Origin of the sequence: Vreelandella venusta (assembly GCF_007989605.1) — a bacterium.
Classification (GTDB): Bacteria; Pseudomonadota; Gammaproteobacteria; order Pseudomonadales; family Halomonadaceae; genus Vreelandella; species Vreelandella venusta.
Genome location: NZ_BJUL01000008.1, coordinates 83,408 through 109,742, shown reverse-complemented (window position 1 = coordinate 109,742; position 26,335 = coordinate 83,408). Strand labels below are relative to the sequence as shown.

The 26,335-nt window shown below is 54.2% G+C and carries 22 protein-coding genes; 6 read left to right on the top strand and 16 right to left on the bottom strand.

Translation table 11 applies throughout. The features are described 5' to 3' along the window. Positions 1-139: 139 nt before the first annotated feature. Positions 140-1,495, bottom strand: coding sequence for an OmpP1/FadL family transporter (locus tag HVE01_RS11000; RefSeq protein WP_146944117.1), 1,356 nt, complete (start codon positions 1,493-1,495; stop codon positions 140-142). Between the two features lie 275 nt (positions 1,496-1,770). On the opposite strand from HVE01_RS11000, the gene HVE01_RS10995 reads away from it, so the two are divergent. After that, a complete protein-coding gene (locus HVE01_RS10995; RefSeq protein ID WP_146944259.1) occupies positions 1,771-2,214 on the top strand; it encodes a MerR family transcriptional regulator in 444 nt (147 codons plus the stop codon). Further along, positions 2,181-4,715, top strand: coding sequence for a heavy metal translocating P-type ATPase (locus tag HVE01_RS10990; RefSeq protein WP_146944115.1), 2,535 nt, complete (start codon positions 2,181-2,183; stop codon positions 4,713-4,715). Before HVE01_RS10995 ends, HVE01_RS10990 begins: the two co-directional genes overlap by 34 nt. Before the next feature lie 81 nt (positions 4,716-4,796). Here HVE01_RS10990 and HVE01_RS10985 read toward each other — a convergent pair whose 3' ends face one another. From HVE01_RS10985 to ffh, 13 genes are all read right to left on the bottom strand, one after another. Then, the gene (locus tag HVE01_RS10985; protein ID WP_146944113.1) at positions 4,797-6,263 is read right to left on the bottom strand and encodes a cytochrome P450; all 1,467 of its coding nucleotides are present in this window, start codon (positions 6,261-6,263) and stop codon (positions 4,797-4,799) included. A gap of 169 nt (positions 6,264-6,432) precedes the next feature. Beyond that, complete coding sequence (locus tag HVE01_RS10980; protein ID WP_146944112.1) at positions 6,433-7,047, bottom strand: YitT family protein; 615 nt, start codon at positions 7,045-7,047, stop codon at positions 6,433-6,435. A 120-nt stretch (positions 7,048-7,167) separates the two neighbouring features. Further along, positions 7,168-8,403 (bottom strand): glycosyltransferase, encoded by a 1,236-nt coding sequence (locus HVE01_RS10975; protein WP_146944110.1) that lies wholly within the window; start codon positions 8,401-8,403, stop codon positions 7,168-7,170. A 73-nt stretch (positions 8,404-8,476) separates the two neighbouring features. Then, complete coding sequence (locus HVE01_RS10970; RefSeq protein WP_146944108.1) at positions 8,477-10,276, bottom strand: single-stranded-DNA-specific exonuclease RecJ; 1,800 nt, start codon at positions 10,274-10,276, stop codon at positions 8,477-8,479. 6 nt (positions 10,277-10,282) lie between these two features. Continuing rightward, positions 10,283-11,671, bottom strand: a complete 1,389-nt coding sequence (gene thrC, locus HVE01_RS10965) for a threonine synthase (protein WP_125745359.1) — start codon at positions 11,669-11,671, stop codon at positions 10,283-10,285. 3 nt (positions 11,672-11,674) lie between these two features. Then, the gene (locus HVE01_RS10960) at positions 11,675-12,991 is read right to left on the bottom strand and encodes a homoserine dehydrogenase (protein ID WP_125753415.1); all 1,317 of its coding nucleotides are present in this window, start codon (positions 12,989-12,991) and stop codon (positions 11,675-11,677) included. 86 nt (positions 12,992-13,077) lie between these two features. Beyond that, complete coding sequence (locus tag HVE01_RS10955; RefSeq protein ID WP_146944106.1) at positions 13,078-13,869, bottom strand: DsbC family protein; 792 nt, start codon at positions 13,867-13,869, stop codon at positions 13,078-13,080. Next, positions 13,844-14,725: a site-specific tyrosine recombinase XerD gene (xerD, locus tag HVE01_RS10950; protein WP_125745355.1), complete on the bottom strand. Its 882-nt coding sequence runs from the start codon at positions 14,723-14,725 to the stop codon at positions 13,844-13,846. The genes HVE01_RS10955 and xerD overlap by 26 nt, the downstream gene beginning before the upstream one ends. Positions 14,726-14,867: 142 nt before the next feature. Beyond that, positions 14,868-15,224, bottom strand: coding sequence for a 50S ribosomal protein L19 (rplS, locus tag HVE01_RS10945; RefSeq protein ID WP_125745353.1), 357 nt, complete (start codon positions 15,222-15,224; stop codon positions 14,868-14,870). Between the two features lie 187 nt (positions 15,225-15,411). Continuing rightward, complete coding sequence (gene trmD / locus HVE01_RS10940) at positions 15,412-16,173, bottom strand: tRNA (guanosine(37)-N1)-methyltransferase TrmD (protein ID WP_125753412.1); 762 nt, start codon at positions 16,171-16,173, stop codon at positions 15,412-15,414. 101 nt (positions 16,174-16,274) lie between these two features. Then, on the bottom strand, positions 16,275-16,820 hold the full coding sequence (gene rimM, locus HVE01_RS10935; RefSeq protein ID WP_125745351.1) for a ribosome maturation factor RimM: 546 nt from the start codon (positions 16,818-16,820) through the stop codon (positions 16,275-16,277). A gap of 73 nt (positions 16,821-16,893) precedes the next feature. Further along, complete coding sequence (gene rpsP, locus HVE01_RS10930; RefSeq protein ID WP_009724081.1) at positions 16,894-17,142, bottom strand: 30S ribosomal protein S16; 249 nt, start codon at positions 17,140-17,142, stop codon at positions 16,894-16,896. A gap of 290 nt (positions 17,143-17,432) precedes the next feature. After that, positions 17,433-18,851, bottom strand: coding sequence for a signal recognition particle protein (gene ffh, locus HVE01_RS10925; protein WP_146944104.1), 1,419 nt, complete (start codon positions 18,849-18,851; stop codon positions 17,433-17,435). A gap of 246 nt (positions 18,852-19,097) precedes the next feature. On the opposite strand from ffh, the gene HVE01_RS10920 reads away from it, so the two are divergent. Next, the gene (locus HVE01_RS10920) at positions 19,098-19,895 is read left to right on the top strand and encodes a cytochrome C assembly family protein (protein ID WP_146944102.1); all 798 of its coding nucleotides are present in this window, start codon (positions 19,098-19,100) and stop codon (positions 19,893-19,895) included. Between the two features lie 118 nt (positions 19,896-20,013). Further along, entirely contained in the window at positions 20,014-21,291 is a 1,278-nt protein-coding gene (locus tag HVE01_RS10915) for an HlyC/CorC family transporter (protein ID WP_125745346.1), read from the top strand. An 11-nt stretch (positions 21,292-21,302) separates the two neighbouring features. On the opposite strand, the gene HVE01_RS10910 is transcribed toward HVE01_RS10915, so the two are convergent. Both HVE01_RS10910 and HVE01_RS10905 read right to left on the bottom strand, forming a co-directional pair. Continuing rightward, positions 21,303-21,956: a 1-acyl-sn-glycerol-3-phosphate acyltransferase gene (locus HVE01_RS10910; protein ID WP_213017603.1), complete on the bottom strand. Its 654-nt coding sequence runs from the start codon at positions 21,954-21,956 to the stop codon at positions 21,303-21,305. Positions 21,957-21,970: 14 nt separating this feature from the next. Continuing rightward, complete coding sequence (locus HVE01_RS10905) at positions 21,971-22,585, bottom strand: TetR/AcrR family transcriptional regulator (protein WP_125745342.1); 615 nt, start codon at positions 22,583-22,585, stop codon at positions 21,971-21,973. 189 nt (positions 22,586-22,774) lie between these two features. Here HVE01_RS10905 and HVE01_RS10900 point away from each other — a divergent pair, with 189 nt between their 5' ends. Further along, positions 22,775-23,452, top strand: a complete 678-nt coding sequence (locus HVE01_RS10900; protein ID WP_146944100.1) for an SOS response-associated peptidase — start codon at positions 22,775-22,777, stop codon at positions 23,450-23,452. An 8-nt stretch (positions 23,453-23,460) separates the two neighbouring features. Next, entirely contained in the window at positions 23,461-26,307 is a 2,847-nt protein-coding gene (locus HVE01_RS10895; RefSeq protein ID WP_146944098.1) for an insulinase family protein, read from the top strand. Positions 26,308-26,335: the final 28 nt, after the last annotated feature.

The window sequence follows — 26,335 nt, the reverse complement described above, 5'->3', positions numbered from 1 at the left end:
GCCCCAGCGGCGAAATTCTGAGACGCATTGTAACGAAAGCCAACGCTTACCGCACCCACCCTGAAAAACGATCGCCATGCAAAAAAACCCGGCTTACGCCGGGTTTATAGGTAAAGCGAGTCAAACAGTCAGCTTATGATCAGAAGCGATAGGTAAGCTGAGCACCGAAGCCATGGGCTTCGTTTTTGTAGTCGGCCGAGTAGTTAGAGGTAATCGGCGGCGTTTGCTGCCCAGCCACGGTGAAGCTATCGGTTTTGCTTTGATCAACATGGGTGCTGCGCTCGGTCAGGTACGAGTAGGCAACGTCCAAAGTCAAGTCTGGCGTCGGGCTCCAGCCTGCACCAATCGAGAAAATACGGCGGTCGTCAGAGGGAATACGCACGCTGCGCGTGGCATCTTGGGTGGGTGTAAAGTCAAGCGCCACCCCAGCACGCAGTGCTAGTGTTGGCGTTAACTGATACTCGCCACCGGTAGAGAATGCCCACGCATTAGAGTAGTTCTGCTGCTCGTTGGTAATCACACCACGCTCGGTGCCGGTAACCAGAATCTGGTCAAAGCGACTCCAGCGTGCCCAGGAAACACCGAACATCAACTTCAGCTTGTCGCTCATTTGCTGGGTCAGCGAGAAATTGACTGTTTCGGGCGTTGTTAAATCCAACGCTGCCGTATCTGTTACTGTGCCGATCCCTAGCTGATCCAGCACAGGTGAGTTCGCCGCAAAGCTGCCTTCTAGATTGAAATCTACTTTTGAACGGTACGTTAAACCAAAGGTAGTTTCAGGGACAGGCTGATAGATGACACCCAAGTTATAACCCCAGGCCTCATCATCACCTTCGACACGTGAATCCACTTCAGAAAGACCCATTGGTGTTGCCACTGGCACCTGACGGCGCAGTTCACCCTCTACGCGGTTATAGGTAAGACCCGCACCAACAGACCACTGCTCGTTGAAGCGATAAGAAACCGTCGGCTGAGCCGTCATCACTTTCACTTCAGTGTAATTACCCTGGTTACGCCCCTGAAAGTCATTTTCGTATTCGGTTTTAGAACCAAATGGCGCATAGACGCCAAAACCGAATGCTAGTTGCTCGTTAACAGGGTGTGCATAAAAGGCGAAGGGAACTAATGTACCTGGCACCATATCGCCGTCGTTGGAGCCTGTCACGGGTAGCGTATCTGTTGCGCCGCCTGTCGCCTGCAAGAAAGCAGGGCTGCTCTGAGAGGCACGGACATTAGAAATGTCGCTATTCACGCTTAGGAACGTGCCACCTACTGTAATTTGGGCGCGATCAAGAAACGACATACCCGCCGGGTTACCGTACACAATAGTTGCATCATGCACATTTGAGCTACGCCCTGCATGGCCATACCCCTGCCCGCTGACGCTCTGCTCATTAATTTGATAACCGCCTGCTTGCGCCTGACCGACAAAAGCAACGGATGCGACTGATGCGACTGCGGCCGCCAAGGTGAGCTTTTTAAATTTATTATGCATAGTGGGCCTCTCTTCCCGATGATCCGATGGATACTTCCATCCACCTGCTTTGTTCTAACACCTCAGTTTTCGCCCAATGGCCGCTTGGGATCAAGGGCAAACGAGCGTTTTATTCCAGTTTTGACTTATACATTAGTCGAACGGTTGTTTTAAATCAGTGTTTTAGTCATTTCGACTGAAGGCATCAATATCGCTTGACCTATGTGTTACCCATAGGTTTTACACTAAAAAAACATCCCAACTTCCATGCCGAGGACGTTATGCAGCCTGGAACGATGAAGGTCGGCGAACTTGCCAAACGCGGTAGCGTTACCGCAGAAACGGTTCGTCATTACACCCGTGAGGGGTTGCTGGCACCAACACGCCACCCTGAGAACGGTTACCAGTTATTTTCAACTACTGACTTAGAGCGACTGCACTTTATTCAACGAGCACGCAAGCTCGGCTTTAGTGTAGCTGAGATTCGCGACATCCTGGCTCACGCCGATCAAGGAGACTCGCCATGTCCATTGGTGCGTGACCTACTTGCCCACCGACTACCACAAATCCGCGCACGCATTGCCGAACTTGAAGCACTCGCCCAGCGCATGGAACAGGCTTTAGAGAGCTGGCAACACATGCCCAATGGCATACCAGACGGTCATAGCCTATGTCGTTTAATTGAGAGTTTTCCCGAGGAGGCATCATGCAGCCACGCACCCTGCAGCCACAAACACTGAGTCGTACTGTGCCGGGTATGACCTGCCAGGGCTGCGTTAAGCGCATGCGCGAGGCGGTTCAAGCGGTTGACCCTAACGCCTACGTAGAAGGCTTTCCCGCAGAAAAACGCTTGGAAGTTACCAGTACGTTAGCAAACGATGTGCTGGATAGCACATTGAGTGAGGCGGGCTATCCGCCGGGGGCCTCCAGCAGCGAGACTCACCCATCTGCGCAGAGTGATACGGCGCAAGCTGCCGATATGCAGACGGCTGAGTATGAGGCATTGACCAGCGCGCCCCAGCAGCGACTATTGATTAGTGGCATGACCTGCGCAGGCTGTGTGAATAGCGTCGAAAAAGCGTTGGCCAACACTCCAGGCGTTACCAACGCCTCGGTGAACTTTGGCACCCATACCGCCCAAGTAACTGGCAACGTTGAGCGCGAGGCTCTGATTAACGCGGTGGCGGCAGCAGGCTACCACGCCGAGCCCATTGTCGACATGCGCGAGGCCGAACGCATTCGCGAGTCTCAAGAGGCCGCAACCTATCGCCAGCGCCTGCGCGGTAGCATGCTGTCCTTGGCGCTGGCTATTCCGCTCATGCTGAGCATGTTTGTTTACCACCCGCACCCTATGGGAATGGGGCGTCTTTATTGGCTGGTCATTGGTCTACTCACCCTGGCTATTCTGGCATTTCCAGGGCGGCACTTTTTTACCAACGCTTGGAAGCAGTTCAAGCTCCACCAGGCCAATATGGACACGCTCGTGGCCATGGGCACCGGTACCGCTTGGCTGTATTCAATGATGGTTGTGGCGTTTGCTCCTTGGCTGCCCGAGGTCACTCAAGGCATCTACTTTGAAGCATCGGCCATGGTAGTGGGGCTTATCCTGCTCGGCAACGCCATGGAGCTGCGTGCCCGTGGGCGCACTAGCAGTGCATTAAAGCGCCTGCTAGACCTGCAGGAGAAAACTGCACGGGTGATCCGTAACGGCCAAGAGCAGGAGTTGCCTGTTGACGACGTAGTGATAGGCGATCATATCCGCGTACGCCCCGGCGAACGACTGCCCGTGGATGGCAGCGTACTCGATGGTCAAAGCTATATTGATGAGTCCATGCTGACCGGTGAACCGCTGCCCGTTCATAAAAACGCGGATGACGACGTCAGCGCGGGTACTGTTAACGGCAATGGCAGCTTGGTCTATCGCGCCACTCGCGTGGGCAGCGACACCCGCCTGGGTCGTATCACCGAACAGGTCGCCAGCGCACAAAACTCCCGTCCGCCAATTGGTGAACTGGCCGATAAGGTATCGGGACTTTTTGTTCCCAGCGTGATGATCATCGCCATACTAACCGCACTGATCTGGTTTAACATCGGCCCCGCTCCCGTGATGATCCACATGCTGGTGGCCGCCACCACGGTACTAATTATCGCCTGCCCCTGCGCCTTAGGGCTGGCAACCCCCATTTCCACCATGATTGGGGTGGGTAAAGCCGCCGAGCACGGCGTGCTGGTAAGAAGCGGTGAAGCGCTACAGACCGCCAGCCAAATCACCACCTTGGTGGTGGACAAGACCGGCACGCTGACTGAGGGCAAGCCTCAAGTGACCGATGCGACTGTGCTACATAATGACTCTTCGCAAGTGCTCGCCTGGGTGGCCGCACTGGAAAGTCGTTCGGAACATCCGTTAGCCAATGCATTAACAGCTTATGCGCAAGCGCATAATGCCCCCGCTGAAACACTGGGTACGTTTGATAGCGTCACCGGTGGCGGCGTGAAAGGTAACACCCAAGCAGGCGACTCACTGCTGCTGGGCAATGCACGCCTACTAGAAGAGGCTGGCGTGGACCTAACCCCTGCCGAAGAGAGCGTACGCCAGCTAGAGGCGAAAGCACGCTCATTGGTATACCTGGCAGCCAATGGCAAGCTAGCCGCCCTATTCGGCATCAGTGACCCGTTACGTGCTGACGCGGCCGCCGCAGTGAAACGCTTACAAGAAGATGGCTTAACCGTCGTCATGCTTACCGGAGATAATCAACACACTGCGGCCGCCGTGGCACGGGAAGTAGGCATTAGTGAGTTTAAAGCAGGCATGACGCCAGATGATAAACACACGGAAATTGAGCGTCGCCAGCAGGCAGGAGAGGTCGTTGGCATGGTGGGAGACGGCATTAATGATGCCCCCGCACTGGCACGTGCCAACGTTGGCTTTGCCATCGGCCAGGGCACCGACATCGCGATGGAGAGCGCTGGAATTACCTTGATGCGCGGTTCGCTGCATGGTGTGGCTACGGCTATCGAATTAAGCCGGGCGACGCTCACCAACATCAAGCAGAACCTAGTCGGGGCCTTTGGCTATAACGTACTGTGCATCCCGATTGCTGCTGGCGTGCTTTACCCCTTCACCGGCATGCTGCTGTCACCCATCATTGCCGGTGCGGCCATGTCACTATCGTCAATCACCGTGGTGAGCAACGCCAACCGCTTAAGGCTTTGGAAACCCGCCCAACAGGAGGCCTTATGAGCCTATTGATCAACCTGGCAGGAATCGGTCTTATCGCCGCTATCGTATGGTGGTTTTGGCTGAGCGCCTAAGTAAGTCATTTCAGCGTGACTGTAGCATCATGGGCAGGCCGCCTTGTGGGCGTAGTGTTAGCCGGCACTCAATGCTCACCTGGTGGCCTGTCACTAGTTTAGGTGTGAAATGCTGTGCCAATGTTGCCAAGCAGAGAACGCCTTCATAAAGCCCAAAGCGTTTGCCGAGACAAACACGTGGCCCCACGCTAAAGGGTAGATAAGCAAATTTATCTGGACGTGGGGCCTCGGGAAGAAAGCGCTCCGGAATAAAGTGATCGGGCGCTTCCCACAATTTACGGTGCCGATGCAGCAACCAAGGGGATACGAGTAACACAGTTCCTTCGCGCACATCGCGATTGCGCACCTTATCCTCCCCACGCGCTTGTCGGCTCAGCATGGGTACCGGTGGATATAGCCGCATGGCTTCCTCAAATACCGCCATCGTGTAAGGCAGCTTAGCGACATCTTCGTAGCACGGCGTTCTACCACCGAGCACGTCATCAAGCTCATGCTGCAGGCGCGCCATCGCCTGAGGATCATAATCAAGCAGGTACCAGCACCACGCTAATGCATTAGCCGTCGTTTCATGGCCTGCCATAAACATAACAATCGCCTCATTACGCACCGCTTTTCGGCCCATCGGACAGCCACTATCTTCGCCATCTTTCATAGACGTCATAAAGCTCTCAATCAGGCTATGCTGCCCTTGTCCTGGCCTGTGCGCATGGCGATCAATAATACGGTCAATAATTTCATGCACTTGCTTTGCTGAATAGCGCGTACGCGATCGTCGCAGCGGATTACCTAGCAAACTTAAAAATGGCAATCCCAGCATATTGGCCATGTCTAAATGCTCAGAATGACGCTGATATTCGGTAAAACCAGCCACCACTTGCTCTGCTTCTTCGTCGGTGGTGTCATCCCCAAAAATCGTTCGGCCAATGATACGCGCTGTTAAATGAGCCATCTCAGTCAGCATATCAATAGGCGTATCAGCGGGATGCTGGCTCCACCGCTTAGCAGTCTCCTCCGCCGAGGCGGTCATAGTGGTACAGAAACCGGGTAACAGAGCGTTGGTTAGCGATGGCGCGCACTGGCGTCGGCGCTGGCGCCACAAATCGCCATCGCTGACAAACAACCCATCATCAAGCAACGGCTCCAGCGCACGGCGCATTTGCGGACTTTTACGATCATAGTTGTCGTGCTGCTCAAGAAAAACGCGACGAACCGTATCGGGGCTATTACACAGAACATAGTCTTGCTTCATCAGCGCCATGCGCGAGGTACGAATTGAGTAATCTTCCTCCCGCCAGACCGAAAGCAAATTATGCTGCGCCAAACGCAGCCGATGCACGATGCCTTTACTGGATGAGACAGGCGTTACCTTGACCGGAGGTGCCAAGCCCTTAGCCCGGTTCAATGCCTCTGCAAGCCCCTGTTGGCCATTCACACTGTTGGTTGTTACCGTTTCGCATAAAACACTATCGTGGTGCATTGTCCCCTGCCCTACTTTATATGTTTGGAAACCGACTCTTATTTGCGGGACATACTTTTTAACTAAATTTTACGACGTCGACCTTAACAGTAACAGCCGGCTTGGCGCATCGACGGTTATCTACCCTGCTTGATAAGCCATCTTTAGCGGTCTAAGTCATTAGTTCTATTTAACTAACACCAATATACCGCCCTGGTTTGTGATTCAAGGCAATAATCAAATTCAGCGTCAGCGCTCCCAACACGGAGTAACCCACGCGATCCAGCGGTAGCTGAGTCAGCGCCACCAGCAAAATTAGCCCATCGATACCCAACTGCACATAGCCTGCCCGTAGCCCGTGCTTTTCTTGCAAATAGAGCGCCAGAATATTAATTCCTCCAAGGCTGGTGCGATGCCGGAACAACATCAGCAAGCCTATGCCCATTAAAGCGCCCCCCATCAACGCAGCATACAGCGACGGGACATTGGCGAACTGCACCCAGCCTTGGGTGAGTTCAGAAAACAACGACACTAAGCCAATTGCCGCAAACGTACGCAGCGTAAAACTCCACCCCATGCGCTTAATCGCCAAATAGTAAAAGGGTAAATTGATGGCAAAAAACCAGAAGCCAAATCCCCACCCAGTCACGTAATTCAGTAGTAATGCCAGCCCAGCGGTGCTGCCAGTGATCAATACTGAATGGGTATAAAATGCCACTCCTAAGGCAACAAACAGCGTGCCAAGCACCATGGCCATCATATCTTCATAGTATTTATGCGGATCTGTAGGCAGATCGTCCCGCATGAGGCTATCCTTTTGTAAAAGTATTCAAGCACTTATTCCAAGAGATTCTGCAACGTCAGTGGCCTAACAGAGAATCGCCGGGCAGGGAAAACGTCGTTCTGGCGCTCAATAGCTCTGATTTCATCTACGCTCCAGAGCTCGCTCTAGTATATCGGCAGCATTGGCTGCCCCGTTTGCTTTCTGCACGGCGCTTGAAAAGCGCTGGGCAGATTGACGAAATACGGGCTCATGCATAAGCCGCTCTAGCTGACGCACCAGTTTATTGGGATTAATTCTACGCGCTGACATCTGCAAGCCGAATTTTTGGCGCACGCCAATTTGGGCATTGAGACGCTGCTCATAGTGGGCGGGCAGCGCCAACATTGGCACACCCGCCGCTAAAGACTGATACATACTGCCATTGCCACCGTGATATAGCATTGCTCGGGCATGCGCCAAGAGCTGCGAGCCAGGCGCATAGCGCGTAAAACGGAAATTACTCGGGGCAGCATCCATCACCTCTTCGCTTACCTGACCACCGGTGGTCACCATAAAACGGTAAGGCAGCGCTCCTAGCGTTGGATACGTGCTGCGCAGGAAGTGCTCTAACAACCCGGTCGACCCCATAGTGATATAAATATTGGGCGTGCCATCTTGGAGTTCATCAAACCATTCAGGTAACGGAGCCGTTAGATCTGGGCAGATCGGCCCTACCATATGATAATCGCTAAACCGTTTAGGCAAGCTATAGAGCCCTGGTAAATCAGGCGAAATCATTGGCATGTGATAGAGCATGTCAAAGGCATTTCGGCCTGGCCGCTGATACTTCTGATAAAGTCGCCGTCGGATACCAGACAGCAAATAGCGATCTAAGCCTTTAGCAGCGTAGTAGGTCGGTGTTGGCGGCGTTAGCAGTCTCGCGGCATAGCCATTCATGATGCCAGCACACGGGACGCCAGCAATGTACGCAGCGGTACTGGCACTTACCGTGGCATCACCCACCACCAGATCAGGTTTGACCTGTTCGATAGCCTGCAGTTGGGACTCAATAATCTTGGTCAGAGGCGCCCAATAGCGTAGGTGCACCATATCCCAAAAGGAGGCTTTCCAGCCAAGACGTTGAAAGCGTGACCATATATCAGGAAGACTCGGCTCCCGAGCATAGAGCAGAGGAAACCCAGCTTCCTGAACAAGGTTCAAGCGAGAGCTGGGATGGTTAGGATCATCACCCGCGAAAATCACCTCGTGCCCGCGTTGGCGCAGCACCTTGGCTATCTCGATACAACGTACTGTATGGGCAAGCACCCACCCCAGCGGGAAAAACAGGATACGTGACGGTCTGGCAGCCACATGGCTACCACTAAGCGAGTCTGACATACCAAGTTTCCTGTCTTATTCAACCATCAAACGATGTTGTCCACTGACTAAAATCCGCGAATAGCAACGAGGATTAGACGGGGCTGGCGTGCTCTACCATCAACTGCAATGACTCTCGTCCTCGCCAGCGGTTGCGATTGAGCTTATAGGCGCAGTGCAGCGTGTCGCCCACGCTAAAGGAGGGGAGCTCCCCCGGGGTTAACGCGCGGAACCAAATCGCTTTGCTGGTCACCGCGCCCATGGAAAGCTCCATCATCAGGTGAGCACCTTCAGCGCCGACTGGGCGCAGTGCTTCAACAATAAAGCGCCCTTCAAACAGTGGTGGGTCAAACTCACGCCCATAAGGACCAAGCGCTTCAACTTCGCTTAGCGTTAGCAGCGATAGCTGCGACGTAGAGAGCTCGCCATCTGTCCATAGCCGCGGGTAAAGCGGTGTATCGCCCAACTGCTCACCAACGGCCTGCAAAAATGCCGCTTTAAAGGCTGCTAACTGCTCTCTTGGTACGCCGACACCCGCCGCCCCACTGTGGCCACCAAAGCGCGGTAGCGATTCAGGGGCTAGCTCAAAGGTACGCTGCAGCGCATCCCGTAGGTGCAGACCATCAATCGAGCGCCCAGAACCGGTCAACATATTGGGCGCCGCCGCGCGGGTTAGCACCAACGCCGGGCGGCCATAGGCCTGCACTAACCGCGAAGCGACAATACCTTGCACACCGGGGTGGCCATCCTCCAACAGTACCACCACTGCAGGCTCATTAGCCTCCAGCGACGAAACGGCAAGCGCACGCGCTTCTTCGGCCATGTCCGCTTCAATCGCCTTGCGGGATTGGTTGTCTTGATCAAGCACTTCTAGCTGACGATTGGCGACACTATCGCTTTCCGCGAGCATAAAGTTTAACGCCGCATAGGGGTCATCCAACCGTGAGCGAGCGTTAATTCGTGGACCCATTTGGAACGCCAGCGTTTCAGCGTTAAATGGCACACTATCTGCCCCAAGCCGCGCCGCCATGGCACGCCAACAGGCAGCGTCCATACGGTTGATCAGCGTTAATCCGTAGTTCACCACTGCGCGGTTAGCCGGACTACCACCCAGCGAAACACAGTCCGCTACGGTGCCCAGCGCGACGTAAGAAAGCCACGGTGAGAGTTTAGGTGTCGCATCAGGCAGTGCCCCCCACTCAATCAATACGCCGCGGGCGAGCGACATCAAAAGCCATGCCACCATACAGCCGGCGATCGTTTTATCGGGATAATCACAATCACTGCGTGTTGGATTAACACAGGCATAGGCAGAAAGCGGTGGGCCTTCCAGCGGCAGTGCGTGGTGGTCGCTGACCACCACATCAATACCAGCAGCTTTCAAGCGTGCGATTCGCGGCTCATCTGAGCTGCCACAGTCGGCAGTAATCACCAACGAGGGCAGCGGTTTTAAACCAAGCGTGCGCTCCACCAGCGGCAGGCTAATGCCATAGCCATCGTGGATACGGTGGCCAATCAAGCTATGTAACTTGTGTTCGGGTACGCCAAACAGCTCCACCAACGTACGTCGAATCACCACGTGGGAGGTGATGCCGTCCACATCGTAATCGGTAAGAATACCGATGGATTCCCCTTCTGCCACTGCCTGGGCAATACGTTCAGCGGCACGGCTGCCATCGGCTAGCTTTTCTGGATGCGCCAAGTAGCGCAAGCTCGGCGCCACCAGTGGTGCGAGCTCGCCCTTATAGCCCGGTAGACGTGAGGCCAATAGCCGCGCCTGTAGCTCGCTTAAGCCTTCCGCTTGGGCACGCACATAGATAGCCTCGTCCAGTGGACGAGGCTCTAAGCGTGGCTGGTTGGCGTTCTGCTGCGTGAGTGCTGGTTCGTCGGCCATGACGCCTCAGCGCCGATTGTCAGCGACAAACTGCTGCACGGCACTCAGCTCAGCGGGCAGCACCGTGTAACGCTCTTCGCGCTCAAGCAAATCATCCATATGAGTCGGCAACGGCACACCCTGGAAACCTGCCTTAACCACGGCTTCAGCGAATTTCGCCGGATGCGCGGTAGCAAGCGTAATCACCGGCGTCGTGGTATCCACTCGTGCGCGCTCTGCAGCGCGATAGCCAGTGGCCGTATGGGGGTCTAGGATCTCCCCAGTACGGTGATGGGCTTCACGAATGACTTCCAGAATGGTCGCATCATCAACGCTATGGCTGGCGAATTTTTCGCGCAGCTTGGCCAGCGGTGCATCGGCAAGCGCGGTAGGCGCTTGCTGGAAGCGTTCCAGTAGCGCTGCCACAGCGGCACCATCACGGTCGTACGCATCAAACAGCAAACGCTCAAAGTTTGACGAAACAACGATATCCATTGACGGCGCGAGGGTCGCAGCCAACTCTTTCTTGGAGAAATCATTGGCGGCAAGCGTGCGATGCAGAATGTCGTTGGCATTAGTGGCAATAATGAACTGCTTCACCGGCAGCCCCATCTTAAACGCCATGTAACCTGCGAAGACGTTGCCGAAGTTAGCCGACGGAACGCAGAAGCTCACTTCCCGCTGTGGCGCACCCAATGCAACGCCAGCAGCGATGTAGTAAACGATCTGCGCCATAATGCGCGCCCAGTTGATCGAGTTCACCGCTACCAAGCGCGTGCCGTTCAGGAAATCTTGATTAGCAAAGCTTGCCTTCACCATTGCCTGGGCATCATCAAAATTGCCTTCGATAGCAATATTGAAGACGTTGTTGGCGAGCACCGAGGTCATCTGACGGCGCTGCACTTCAGACACGCGGTTATGCGGGTGGAGAATAAAAATATCGAGGTTATCGCAGTGGCGACAGCCTTCAATGGCCGCGGAACCGGTATCCCCTGAGGTGGCACCCATAATAACGGCACGTTCACCACGCTTTTTCAGGAAATGATCCAACAGCCGCCCTAACAGCTGCAGCGCGACATCTTTAAACGCCAGCGTTGGGCCGTGGAACTGTTCTAGCAAAAAGTGATTGGCATCCAACTGCTTTAACGGCACAACGGCGTCATGATTGAACGTGGCGTAAGCTTCTGTCACCAAGCGACGGAAGGTATCGTCGTCAATTTCACCATTTACAAACGGCTTCATGACCCGAAACGCAATCTCAGCGTAGGAAAGGCCAGCCATGCTGGCCAGCTCTTGCTTAGAAAACTCGGGCAGCGTTTCCGGCACATAAAGTCCGCCGTCGCTGGCCATTCCGGTCAACACGACCTCTTCAAAGGAGAGCGCGGGCGCTTGGCCGCGCGTACTGATATAACGCATGAGTTACTCCCCTTCGCTCAGACTTTCAACGCGAATACGGGTAACCGGTCCAGCAATATCCGCCATGGACTCGATTTCACGGATAGCATCGTTCATCTGTTTCTCTTGTGTGCGATGCGTCAGCAAAATGATCGGCACCAACTCACCTTCAGTGGCTTCTTTCTGGATCAGCGCCTCAATAGAGATGCCCTGCTCGGCCAGAATGGTGGCAACACGCGCCAGCACACCCGGCCGATCCACCGCCAACAGACGCAGATAATACGCGGTGGTAATATCTTCCATCGGCATAATCGGCAGTTGGCTGGCATCATCGTCAATGCCACTAAACGCGAGGTAAGGCACCCGGTAGTGGTGATCCGTGGCGATATCGCGGGCAACATCCAGCAGGTCGGCCACGACGGCAGACGCTGTCGGCTCAGCACCGGCGCCAGCGCCGTAGTAAAGTGTTGGGCCAACCGCATCGCCCATCACCGCAATCGCATTTTTAACGCCGTGCACATTGGCCAGCAGGCGCTCTTTAGGAATCAACGTCGGGTGAACCCGGAGCTCTAGCCCTTGATCGGTCCGTTTAGAGATGCCCAAGTGTTTAATCACGTAACCCAGGTTATCGGCCTGTTCGACGTCTTCTGCAGTAATGCGAGAAATACCTTCGGTGAAGGCTTTATCAAACTGTAGCGGCACGCCATAGGCAATAGACGCCAGGATGGTTAATTTATGGGCGGCATCAATACCTTCCACGTCGAAAGTGGGGTCAGACTCCGCATAACCTAGCGCTTGAGCTTCAGCCAACACGTCTTCAAAGGCGCGACCTTCATCACGCATATGGGTAAGAATGTAGTTGCCGGTGCCGTTTATAATGCCCGCCACCCACTCGATACGGTTAGCACCAAGACCTTCGCGGAGCGATTTGATAACCGGAATACCGCCCGCCACAGCCGCCTCAAAGGCAACAATGACGCCTTTCTTATGCGCGGCGCGGAAAATTTCATTACCGTGAACAGCAATCAAGGCCTTGTTGGCCGTCACAACGTGCTTGCCGTTTTCAATCGCCGTTAGCACCAGCTCGCGAGCGAGATCGTAGCCACCAATCAGCTCTACCAGCACATCCACGTTAGGGTTATTAGCCACCTCAAACACGTCAGAGGTCGCATTAATGCCGGTAATATCGCAGTCAGGGTGAATACTGCGGTGGGCAACCTGCTCAATCACAATCGGGCGGCCAGCACGACGGCTAATGTCATCAGCGTTACGTGTTAAGACGTTAAATGTACCGCCACCGACCGTACCTAACCCACAAATGCCTACTCTTACCGGTTTCAAAATACTTCCCCTTTCGTGATGGGCACCCATAGGTGCCGCCTCTTAAATCAGTGTCTCAGCGCTATCGTTCGTCACTACACGTGACGTTATTCGTCTTCCAAGCCTAACATGCTAACGAGCCGGTCGGGGGGTACAAACCCTGGCACCATTTTCCCGTCGGGCAATACAATCGCAGGCGTACCTTGCACGCCCACAGCTTTACCTAATTCGTACTGATCGGCAACGGGGTTATCGCAGCTTGCCGATGCCGCCAGCGTTTGGCCTTGCTTAGCCTGAGTCATGGCCTCGCTACGATTATCCGAACACCATACTTGTTCAAGCGTTGTCGCAGCACCACTGCCCATACCTGCACGCGGAAAGGCCATATAGTGCACTGCAATGCCGCGCTCGTTAAGCTCAGGCACCGTTTCATGTAGGCGCTCGCAGTATGGGCAGGTAGGGTCCGTAAACACAATGACCGTGGCTTTCGGCTCACCCACACCTTGAAACACGACTCGCTCGCTCGCTGGCACGGCAGCCAGCGCAGCCGCCCTTTCCTGGTTGCGTGCCTGCTCGGTTAAGTTAACCAAACCATTATCCGCGTTTTGATAGAGGTCCCCTACCAAAAAGTGACTGCCATCAGTATTGGAGTAGAAAGACTCCCCACTTTCTAGGACGACGTGGTACACCCCGTCCATTGGCGTTGCGCTGACCTGCGCCACGGGCATTGACTGGCCATTAACTTGTAAATTCTCCATCAGATGTTCGGATACGGCATCAGCACTGGCAACAGCGGGCAGTAAGCACCCTGCCAACGCCAGCCAAGAAACATAGGATTTAGCAACTAAAGACATACGTTGACGCATTGTATCTTCAACCTCGCGGATGGTGTTCTGCATGCAGCTGCTCTAGGCGCGCTTGGGCAACATGCGTGTAAATTTGCGTTGTAGATAGGTCGCTATGGCCTAACAACAGCTGTACGACCCGCAAATTAGCACCATGATTCAATAAATGGGTCGCAAATGCGTGGCGTAACGTGTGAGGCGACAAGGGCCGAGTAATACCTGCAGTGATCGCGTGGGCTTTTATACGGTGCCAAAACGTTTGCCGGGTCATGGCTTTATCTGCCCGTCCTGGAAACAGCGCGGGCCGTGTAGGGTCTTGCATCAACGCAGGCCGAGCGGTCTTCATATAACGCGCTACCCACTCGGCGGCTTCTTCCCCCATCGGCACCAGCCGATCTTTATCGCCCTTGCCTCTGACACGGACAACTCCTTGGCGAAGATTAACCGCATCGCCAGTCAAGCCAACCAGCTCCGACACGCGCAGCCCACAAGCATACAGCAGCTCCAGCATGGTGCGGTCGCGAACACCAAGCGAAGTGCCGATATCCGGGGCGAGCAACAGGCGCTCAACCTCTTCCTCTTCCAGGGTATTCGGCAAGCTGGGGCGCACCCGTGGCAGCGACACATTGGCCAGTGGGTCGCTGGTGATATGCCCATAGAGCCGTGCCCAACGGTAAAAACTACGCAGCGACGATAACAGCCGTGCATTACTGCGTAGTTGATAGCCTTGTTCTCGACGTAATTCTAACCACTCGCTAAAACGCTCTGGCGAGGGAGTTAACAGTGTTTCCCCCGCACTTTCGAGCTGCTGTTGCCAAGCAGTTAAATCATGCCGATAGGCCGCTAACGTATGGTCGCTTGCCCCTTGCTCTAACCATAAGGCATCTAGATAGGCATCTATCACGCTCATAGGCTAACGGTCTCTTGACGGTGGTACCACACAAACAAAAACCCCGCCCCGCAAAGCGGTGACGGGGTCTTGGTATCCGAGCGCGACGCATGTCAAAAACTACGCATGTCAAAAACAGCGTGCGCCCGTGAAAAAGTGGCGATTAAGCCAGCTTTTCCTTGATACGCGCCGACTTGCCGCTGCGCTCGCGCAGGTAGTACAGTTTGGCTTGACGAACGTCACCACGACGCTTGACTTCAATAGAGTCAACCAACGGGCTGTAGGTCTGGAAAGTACGCTCAACACCAACACCGTGAGAAATTTTACGTACGGTGAAAGCGGAGTTCAGGCCACGGTTACGCTTACCGATGACCACACCTTCAAACGCCTGCAGACGCTCACGAGAACCTTCCTTTACTTTGACCTGAACGACAATAGTGTCGCCCGGTGCAAAGGCCGGAATCTCTTTGCTCATTTGCTCGGCTTCGATCGCCTGGATCACCTTGTTCTTGCTGCTCATTTTCATACTCCTAAATAACGTAATGGTTTGCCACGCAGTTGTGGAAGGGGCAAACCGTGATCCCGGCGCTCGAAGCGAGCTACACGGGAGTCGTTATGGGTGACGCAGGTGCGTAGGCTAACGGCCTTATAGACTATTGCTCTCTTCGCCCTGCACCGCCGCTCTGTTCTATGCAATTGAAAAACAATCACTTAGTTGACAGAGCGTGTTCCTCGATAAACTCGTCTAGCAGCCGCTGCTGCTCGGCATCAAGCGTACGCCCTGCCAATAAATCAGGACGGCGCTGCCATGTACGGCCTAACGACTGTTTTAACCGCCAACGCTTGATGGCCGCATGATTACCGCTTAACAGCACATCGGGCACTTGTCGCCCGTCGATCATTTCAGGACGGGTATAGTGCGGACAGTCTAACAAGCCATCATTGAACGAGTCTTCGATAGCGGAATCCTGGTGACCCAATACACCGGGTACCAGCCGTGCCGCCGCGTCAATTAGCACCATTGCTGGCAACTCACCACCGCTCAGCACATAGTCACCAATTGACCACTCTTCATCAATGTCACTTTCCACCACGCGCTCATCAATACCTTCATAGCGCCCAGCAACCACCACAAGAGGGCCTGCTGAGGCGAGTGCTTGAACCCCCTGCTGATCCAGCTTACGCCCTTGGGGCGAGAGATAGATCACTGTCGGCGATTGTCCCGTCGCTTGCTCAGCTCGTTGCCGAGCATCAAAGATAGCAGCCCGCAGGGTGTCTACCTTCATTAGCATGCCGGGGCCGCCGCCATATGGGCGATCGTCCACGCTGCGGTGGCGGTCGGTGGCGTAGTCGCGCGGATTCCAAAACTCCAGGGCAATTCGCTGTTTCTCTACCGCTCGACCGACCACACCCTGTTGGGTAATCGCATCGAACATTTCAGGAAACAGCGATACCACGCCAATCCACATCGCGGGAGCATCTGTTAAATTGCTTTCTTCACCGTTTGCTGCAGTAACCGTTGAGTCAGTTACGGTGAGCTCGCTCGACAACTGCTTACTCAAACCTGTTTTCAAAACTCAGGATCCCAATTCACGACCATACGGCCATCTTCGAGGCTGATTTCAACAATTACATCATCGGGTAAGAAAGGTAACAGCCGCTCGCGTTTATCAATTGCGTCGTTATCACCGCGCACCACCATGACATCGTTCGCGCCGGTTTCAAACAGGTAACTGACCTGCCCTAGCCGCTCGCCTGACTGAGTGAAGACAGTTAAGCCTTCAAGCTCATGCCAGTAATACTCATCATCGGAAAGCGTAGGCAGTGCTTCTTTCGGCATCAAGATGTCCGCTTGCGCCAGCGCTTCGGCTGCCGTTCGGTCATCAACACCTTTTAGCTGCACTACAAGACCTTTGCCTTGCCGACGTCCCTGAATCACGGTCATACGCGTGAGGGATTCCCCTTGGCGCACCCACCATTCTGGGTATTCCATGATGCTGTCTATGGGGTTGGTATAGGAGTACACCTTAAGCCAACCTTTAATCCCGTGAGGGCTAGTTAGCTTACCAAGCACCACATGTGCGTCGTCTGTATGGCTAGTTTCAAAACGCGTCATCGACGACCGCTCCAACAAATTACAACGACAACATCACCGACTATCATTTACTGACAGTCACGCATTAACCGGCTTAAGCCTGTTTACGCGCTTCTTTAACCAGCTCAGCAACACGACCAGACAACTGGGCGCCTTGGCTCTGCCAGTGAGTAACACGCTCAAGATCAACGCGCAGACGCTCTTCCTGACCACGGGCAACCGGGTTGAAGAAGCCGATACGCTCGATGAAACGACCATCACGGGCGTTGCGTGAATCAGTAACAGTCAGGTGATAAAAGGGACGCTTTTTGGCGCCACCACGTGCCAAACGAATGGTAACCATACGATAACTATCCTTCGGTTGAGGTTACGAGAGTGTCCAATAGCGCAAATCGCTAACAGAGCACTCGTCATACTATTTTCTCGGCACTGCAGACTAAAATCAGTGATTTGCTGCGTACCATCAAGTTCTTCACTGGCAGGTGGTCAGACGATGCTCGCGCATTTTTGCCAACACCCACGCATGAAGAGGCCGCATTCTACGCAAATGCGCTCTACTTGGAAAGCCTGACAGCCAGAAAACTCTTAAGCCGTCAACCTTACCAAGCACGTTACAAGGTTGCTAACAATAGCTTAACGCCAGGGAAGACCGCCGGGGCCACCCATACCGCCCATGCCACCCGCGCCGCCGGGGCCTCCTGGCCCGCCACCGCCCATCATGCCCGACATGCCGCGCATCATTTTTTGCATTCCGCCTTTTTTGCCGGCTTTTTTCATCATTTTTTGCATCTGCTTATGCTGTTTTAGCAGACGATTCAGGTCAGGCACTTGCAGACCAGCACCCGCGGCGATGCGACGTTTGCGTGATCCATTGATAATATCGGGCTTGCGGCGCTCTTTGGGAGTCATTGAGTTAATCAATGCTTCGAGCTTGCCAAGCTCTTTTTCCGGACCAGGGCCTTGTGCCATTTCAGCCATTTGCCCCATGCCAGGCAATTTGCCAAGCAGCCCTCCCATGCCGCCCATTTTTTTGAGCTGCTGTAGCTGATCACGAAAATCTTCCAGATCAAAACCGTCACCCTTCTTGACCTTACTGGCCAGCTTGGCGGCTTTATCTTTATCTACCGTACGTTCGGCTTCTTCGATCAGCGACAGCATGTCGCCCATACCCAGAATTCGCGATGCTACACGGTCTGGATGGAAAGGCTCTAGGGCGTCTACTTTCTCACCAACCCCCATGAACTTAATGGGCTTACCCGTGACATGGCGTACCGAAAGTGCTGCACCACCCCGGGCATCGCCGTCGGCCTTGGTAAGAATCACCCCGGTCAGCGGCAGCGCATCATGAAATGCTTTCGCCGTATTCACCGCATCCTGGCCGGTCATGGCATCGACCACAAACAGCGTTTCTTCCGGTGAGACGGCTTTATGCAGCGCCTGAATTTCGGCCATCATCGCCTCATCGATGGCCAGCCGTCCGGCGGTATCGACTAATACGACATCATGGAACTGAATTTTGGCGTGCTTGATTGCCGCTGTGGCAATATCCACGGGGCTCTGATCGGAACGAGACGGAAAGAAGTCAACCTGAACTTCTTTTGCCAGTGTTTCTAACTGATCAATCGCCGCCGGACGATAGACGTCGGCGGAGACCACCAACACTTTTTTCTTTTCGCGTTCACGTAAGTAACGCGCCAATTTAGCAACAGAGGTGGTTTTACCTGCCCCTTGCAGGCCTGCCATCAACACGACCGCAGGTGAGCCTTTCAGGGATAGGCTTTCATTGGCCTCGCCCATAATCGCTTCCAGCTCTTGCTGGACGATTTTAACGAATTGCTGACCTGGCGAGAGGCTCTTCGAGACTTCCTGGCCAACAGCACGTTCACGAACACGCTCAATAAATGCCTTCACCACCGGCAAGGCGACATCGGCCTCTAACAGTGCTTTACGCACCTCGCGCAGGGTATCTTTAATATTGTCGTCAGTTAGCCGCGCTTGGCCTTTGATCGACTTCAACGTCTGGGAAAGACGCTCACTCAGATTCTGAAACATGGGGCCTCTGCCTCCGTCGTTGTCGCCGGGCGGTTACACCGGACGAATGTAGGAACGATTATACGCGCTAGCCGCGCGAGTCTCCATGGTCGTCAACATTGGTTATCGATGGCTGTGCGACGCCGCCATGATTGGTTATAGTAGGCGAACTGTTCTAGCTTGAACGATTTAACACCGCTGACTTTCGCAGCGCTGATTCAATCACACTGGACTCAACAACGCGCTGCAAGGCGCACGGATAGCATCATGCAGGCGCTCCCTTTCGCCACGATCGCTTTTATACTCTATGTCGCCGCTGCTATTTGGCAGGGCATGGCTCTATTTCGTCGCGTACCACCACGCCAGGGCATGGTGCGCCTACTTAGCGCGCTTGGGCTGCTACTGCATATCCCAGTAGTTGTGGAGCTTGTTAGCTCAGCCCCAGGGCTACTGCCCGGTTTCACTACCAGCGCAACGCTTCTGATGGCCGTGGCCGTAAATGTCGTGCTCGTCGCCAGCCTGTTTAAGCCGGTGCTCAACGCTGGCATTGTGCTATTCCCTCTCGCGGGTATCGCGCTTATTTTTGCCACTTGGCTACCGAGCCAGGGGAGCCAAGGCGGCTTAACGCCCGGCATTTTACTGCATGCCGTCAGCTCTGCGCTGGCGTTTGCCGTCTTGGCCATTGCCGCGATTCAAGCGGTGCTGGTCGGCCTACAGAACCAAGCACTGCGCCATCATCATATTCGTGGCATCGTGCAGTCGCTACCGCCGCTCACCACCATGGAAAGAGTGCTGTTTGAACTGGTATGGTCGGGAGTTGTATTACTGACGCTTTCGATCATCAGCGGGCTGATTTTTCTCGACAATATGTTCGCCCAGCACTTGGTGCATAAAACAGTCCTTTCGCTGGGGGCGTGGATTATTTTCACCACGCTGTTAGTGGGTCGATATCGTTTCGGCTGGCGTGGCATGCGCGCTGTGCGCTGGACGCTGGGTGGGTGCATACTGCTTCTGCTTGCTTACTTTGGCAGCAAATTTGTGCTGGAAGTTTTGCTCAATCGCTAAATATATACTCACCGCATTATCAGCACTGATTTAATTTGGCGTTGATAACAGTGGTCTTGACAGGCCACTTCCATACTTCTAAAAATCGAGCCTAATACGCCATAAAGGAACTTTCGACTTGAGCGACGACTTCCCCCTGGGGTTACTGTTCGGCCTGCTAGCTATTTTGATATTGCTGTCTGCCTTTTTCTCCAGCTCTGAGACAGGCATGATGTCGATAAACCGCTATCGACTAAGCCATCAAGCTAACAGCGGTGATCGCCGCGCAAAACGTGTTATGCGGCTATTAACGCGCCCCGATCGACTAATTGGCGTTATTTTAATTGGCAATAACTTCGTCAATAACTTAGCCGCCTCGATTGCGACCATTATTGCCATTCACTTCTTTGGTGACGTCTCAGGCCCCGCTATTTCAACGGCGTTACTGACGATTACCATCCTTATTTTTGCCGAAGTCACACCGAAAACCTACGCAGCCATCAAGCCTGAGCGAATCGCTTATCCTACGTCGCTAGGCCTGGAACCCCTGCTCAAACTGCTTTACCCGCTGGTATGGCTAGTCAACGTCATCTCAAATGGCCTACTACGCTTAATGGGCGTTAAAAGTGTTGAGAATGGTGGAGACAACTTAACTCGCGATGAACTGCGCACTGTCGTTCACGAAGCAGGCACGCTAATTCCCTACCGACACCGCGCCATGCTGCTGTCGATCCTTGATCTTGAGAATGTCACGGTTAACGACATCATGGTGCCCCGACACGAAGTTCTTGGCATCGACCTAGACGACACACTGGAAGATATTCTGACCCAGATCCGCACCAGCCAACATACCCGTTTACCGGTGTATAAAGGCGATATCAACAATATTATTGGCATGCTGCATCTGCGTAATGCAGCGCGCTTTTTATCGCGTAGCGAAGTCACCAAAGCAGCAATTGTTCAAGAAGCACGGGAGCCGTACTTTATTCCCGAATCCACACCGCTACATACACAGCTGCTGAACTTCCAAAAGCAGAAGCGGCGTATTGGTATTGTGGTGGATGAGTACGGCGACGTGGAAGGCTTGGTAACCTTAGAAGATATTCTTGAAGAGATTGTCGGGGAGTTCACCACCGATGTCTCAGAAGACGATGAAATTCATCAGCAAGACGATGGCAGCCATGTCATTGAGGGCACCGCCAATATTCGTGAAATTAACAAAATGCTTGGCTGGCAACTGCCCACTGACGGCCCCAAGACCCTGAATGGCTTAATCCTTGAGCACCTAGAGGCGTTTCCGGAAGGGCCTGCCTGCTTACAGATTGGCAATACGCGGATGGAAATTTTAGAAATCCGCGACAACCTGATCACCTCAGCACGTTGCTGGCAAAAGCTGCGCCTTGCACGCCGAACGTAGCGACTGACCGTCTAACCAATTTGGCGGTGGGTGATTTCGCTATCACCCGCTGCCTTTAGCGCCCTCACGCGAGCCTCTAAATAGCGGCGCAACGCAATACCCTCTACCTCATGAACCAATACCGGCGGTCCGAAGTGCAAGCTGACCGGTGCACGAAAACGTGACGGCCATTTTTTAAGTGCCTTGCCCCCGTAGTGCGATGTCCAAGATCCCCATAACCCTGCTAGACCAGCCGGAATGACGGGCACATCATCGCGGGCAAGAATGGTTTCGAGCCCACGTCTAAAGGCGTGAATCTCACCATCTGGGGTGATACGCCCCTCAGGAAACACCATAACAACATCACCTTCACGAAGCGCGTGACTCACCTCATCCAGGGTTCGACGCAGTGCGCCAGGGCTATGCCGCTCAGACTCAATCGGAATTGCGCCCACGAGCTGGAACCACCACTTTAGCCAGCGGGACTCAAAAATGGGCTGGTCCATCACAAACCGCAGTGGCCTGGGGCTACCGCCGCCTAACACCAACGCATCCATAAAACTGACGTGATTACAGACTACCAAGGCAGCACCGCGCTTAGGTACGTTTTCTTGGCCGTGTACAGAGAACCGATAACACACACGCATAACGACATAAATAACGCGCCGCAGCGCGCAGCGAACCATTCTCAACCACCACGTCACGTCGCCGTCTCCCGGTGACGCAGGCCAGCTAACACCGTACTCATTAGCTGCTCCAGCAGCTCATCCACCTTCAACTGCTGACCTTGCCAATAGCCTAAGCGCTCGTTTAATCCAAGCTGCACCAAGCCGTGCACGCTCCCCCAAAGGGTGCGCCCAAGACGTCGCGCTTCAAGATCATCCAGTGCTGGCTGATACCGCTTCAACGACGTTTCCACCTGAGTAAACAGCGCTTCAATAAGATCACTCTGGCGCTGATCCAGCTCGCCCTCTTGGGCCAGTGGATAATCAAATAGCAGTTGCCAGCGATAGCAGCCTTGCTCAGCAAAGCGCCAATAAGCAAGCGCTAGCGAGCGTAGCCATGGCTCAGGATCATCTTCTGCCAGGCTAGTAATGGTTTGCTGTAAACGTGCCAACGTTTCAACGTTGACGTGCTGCAATAAGTTATTAAAGCTGCCATATAATTTAAGCAGCGTACTTGGCGCGCAGCCCACCTCTCTGGCCAGGGCACGCAGTGACAAACCATGGACTGGCTGCTTAGCCAACCACTCATCACAAGCGTGCATGACCTGCGCATGGAGGGCATCGGGCGCATGCTGTCTAGGACGGGCCATGGCGATCTCTTAAGGTCAACGGCAAACAGGAAGAATGCCTCATCGCGCTTTAGCGTGAGCAAGGGATACGCTAGGATACCTTACATCGAACACTGTTTTCGACACTAAAACACGACATTTGACCGATTGATGTGTTACCCCGCCATTTTGCACCCTCACACTCCCCCAATTTCGCATAAGGAGACAGGCATGACGGGACGCCTTCACGTGCAGCGCCTCACGCTATCACGCCTTGTGCCCTCGCTGACGGATACTGAACCACTTATCGAGTCGCCCAACTTAGCGCCCCGCCAGCCTGTATCGGCAATACGGCTCGAGCAGGGACGCTTGCGGCTCCAGCGATTATTTTGGGGGCTCACGCCTCCGTGGTTGAAAGTACTCGACCACGCGCCCCATTGCGCTAGAGCAGAAACGCTTAATCAACGCGCCATGTTTAGCGAGGCGTTTGGCGCTCGCCGCTGTGTTATTCCGGTCAGCGGTTTTTATGTCTGGAAAATACAAGCGCACAGCAAGCAACCCTATTTAGTGACTCACGTTAACCGAGGGCCACTACTGCTAGGCGCGTTATGGTGCCGTTACCACACAACGCTCAGCGCATTTACTGATTCGACGGCGCTGATCAGCGTACCCGCCAACGCCTGCCTTTCTTCACTGACGGACCGATTACCTGTCGTTATCTCTCCAGAAACGTTAATGCGCTGGCTGGATCCGACAACCGACCTTGAAACACTCAATGCGCTATTAATGCCTGCGCCATTGGAACTGTTGGGCGCTTTTCCGGTATCAAAACATGTTAATAATCCTGCCTATCAGTCATCATCCTGCGCCCACCCGGTGGGGCCGATGCTGCGCTGGGCTGTGCCATAGGAACCATAATGTTACGATCTAATGAATCTCTGCCTAACCGTTATGCTGTACGGCAGGCCGTCATCGGCGTCGTGATTGGCGTCACTTGGTGCACGCCTTTTTTCGCCTTCGCTCAAGGCACCCCCGTAAAGGACGCCATCACGCCGATCATCAGCTCCTTTGACGATCGCGATTACCGCATACTGACACTGGAAAATGGCCTTCAAGCGTTGCTTGTTAGCGACCCAGAGGCCGATAAAGCCGCCGCCTCAATGAACGTTCGCGTAGGCAGCGCCCAAGACCCTGACGACCTGCAGGGGCTGGCCCACTTTTTAGAGCATATGCTGTTTTTAGGTACCGAACCCTACCCTCAGTCCGATGCCTATCAGCGCTATATTTCTGATAACGCAGGCTCCCACAACGCGTTTACCGCCCAGCAAGACACTAACTATTTTTTTGATGTTGAGCCTTCGGCTCTCCCAGGCGCGCTGGATCGCTTTAGCGAGTTTTTCCTTTCGCCGCTATTTAACGCCGACCATTTAGAAAGCGAGCGGAATATTGTCCACTCTGAGTACATGGCGCGCATTCGTGATGAGTCCCGCCGTGAAAACGATGTATTGAATCAGCTACTAAATCCTAGCAATCCCACGACGGGCTTTGCAGTAGGCAGCCGTGACACCCTCGCCAACCCAGCCGAGGGTGAAGCCACTCTCCGCGAGCGAGTGATTGATTTTTATCATCGCTACTACGATGCCAACGTCATGAACTTGGCCATTGTTGCCCCTCAGTCACTCGATACTCTTGAGACATTAGTTGTCGAACGCTTTGCAAGCCTTCCCGATAATGACCTCAGCGTTCCCACCATTGAAACGTCGCTGGTCGATCCCGACACGCTGCCCCGCTACATTGAGCGTCAGTCGCTACAGGATCGCCGCCAACTACGTTTCTATTTTCCGATTCCTGATCCTACCGATGAATACCGTACCAAGCCGACTCAGCTAATTTCTCACCTACTGGGCGATGAAGGCGACGGCAGCTTACTGGCAGCACTACGCAAAGAGGGCCTTGCAGATGCACTTTCGGCGGGCGTGGGACGAGGTGACGGCAATGAGGCGCTCTTTACGATCTCGATTAGCTTAACGCCAGCCGGGGCACAGCGACTGGACGATATTGAGGCCACACTATTTGCTGCCATTGAGCAGATACGCGAGGAAGGATTAGCCGAGTGGCGCTACGAGGAACAAAAAAAGCTGAATGAACAAGCGTTCCGTTTTCAGCAGCATGGCGCACCACAGCAGGAAGCCACCCGCTTAGCCATGAGCCTTTCTCGTTATCCGGTGGATGATGTGCAGTATGCACCTTACCGGATGGATGGCATGGATAGTGAGCGTCAGCAGCTGTATCTCGATGCACTGACTCCAGACAACATGCTGCGTTTCTACTCTGCGCCAGATGTCGAAAGCGATACCGTTTCACCTTGGTTCAACACCCAGTGGAAAGAGCAGCCACCCACTCAGCCAGGACAGGCGCTAGGAGGCCTAGCGTTACCGGAACCCAACCCCTTTATCGCCAATGACCTTACTCTTAAGACGGGGCAAGATGAGCGCCCTGAAGTGTTGATTGATGCACCGTCGTTTACCGCATGGCACATGCAAGATAGCCGCTTCAATACGCCAAGCGTTGAGTGGCGTGTAAGTCTCCAGCACCCCAGCGCCAGCTATTCAGCTGAAGAAGCGGTGCTCACACGCCTCTTAGCGAGCTGGCTTAATGACAGCCTTAACGAGTCGTTATACCCAGCCTGGTTAGCTGGTCAGTCGTTTAGCGCTTATGCTCACGGGCGTGGCATGACGCTATCGTTTTCAGGCTGGCGCGATGGACAAACGCCACTGATAGAACAGGCAATTGAACAACTTAAGCGCGCCGATATTTCTTCCAGTGCTTTTGAACGTGTGCGCTATCAGCTCCAGCGCGAGTGGCGCAACGCTCCCCAAGCATCGCTTTATGGGCAGGCAAGCCGCGCACTAGGCGAAGCGCTACTGACCCCTCAATGGTCAGCAACTGAATTACTTGATGCCAGCCAGCGGTTAGAGCGCCACCACTTAGAAAACTTCCGCAAACGGTTTTTAGACGCGCTGTACATCGATGCCATGGCCGTTGGCAATTTGGATAAAGAGCTGGCTCGAGAGCAGGCCAATATAATACGCGGCGCGTTATCGCCACGTCTCACTCGTGAGGATATCCCTGCGTTTGAAGCGCTACAGGTGAGCAATCAACCTGAGGTGCTTCACCCACACAGCAGCCGCGAAGAGTCCCTTGTGCTGCGTTATTTACAGGGTCGCGACACGTCAGCTGAAGAGCAGGCTCGCCTCAGCGTACTGGCTCAATGGCTGGATACGCCCTTTTATCAGCAACTACGTACCGAGGAGCAGCTTGGCTATATTGTTAATGCAGGTTACTCCCCGCTGCTAGAAGCGCCGGGGATTGCTTTAGTGGTTCAGTCGCCGGATGTTGAGAGCAGCATGATCGCCGAGCGCATGGACGCTTTTATGGCGTCAGCAGGCGAGCGTCTGGACACATTAACCGAGGAGGCGTTAGCAGCGCATCGTCAAGCCGTTCATTCTCGTTTAACCCAGCGAGACACAAGCCTACAGGGCATGGCAAACCGCTACTGGCAAGCCACAGCACTGGAGGACGTGCACTTTGATCGCCGTGAACAACTCGCCGCATTAGCGCTGGATGTTAGCGTACAAGAACTTCAGGCCCTGTGGCCTACACTTCAGTCGCACCAGTTAGATATTCGCTACAACCCTGGCGACTCACCCAGTGATATCGCCTCCTACCGGGAAGCGCGCGTGCCGTTTAGCGATGCACACTAAGTGCTCACTAACGACACAAATTCGCTTA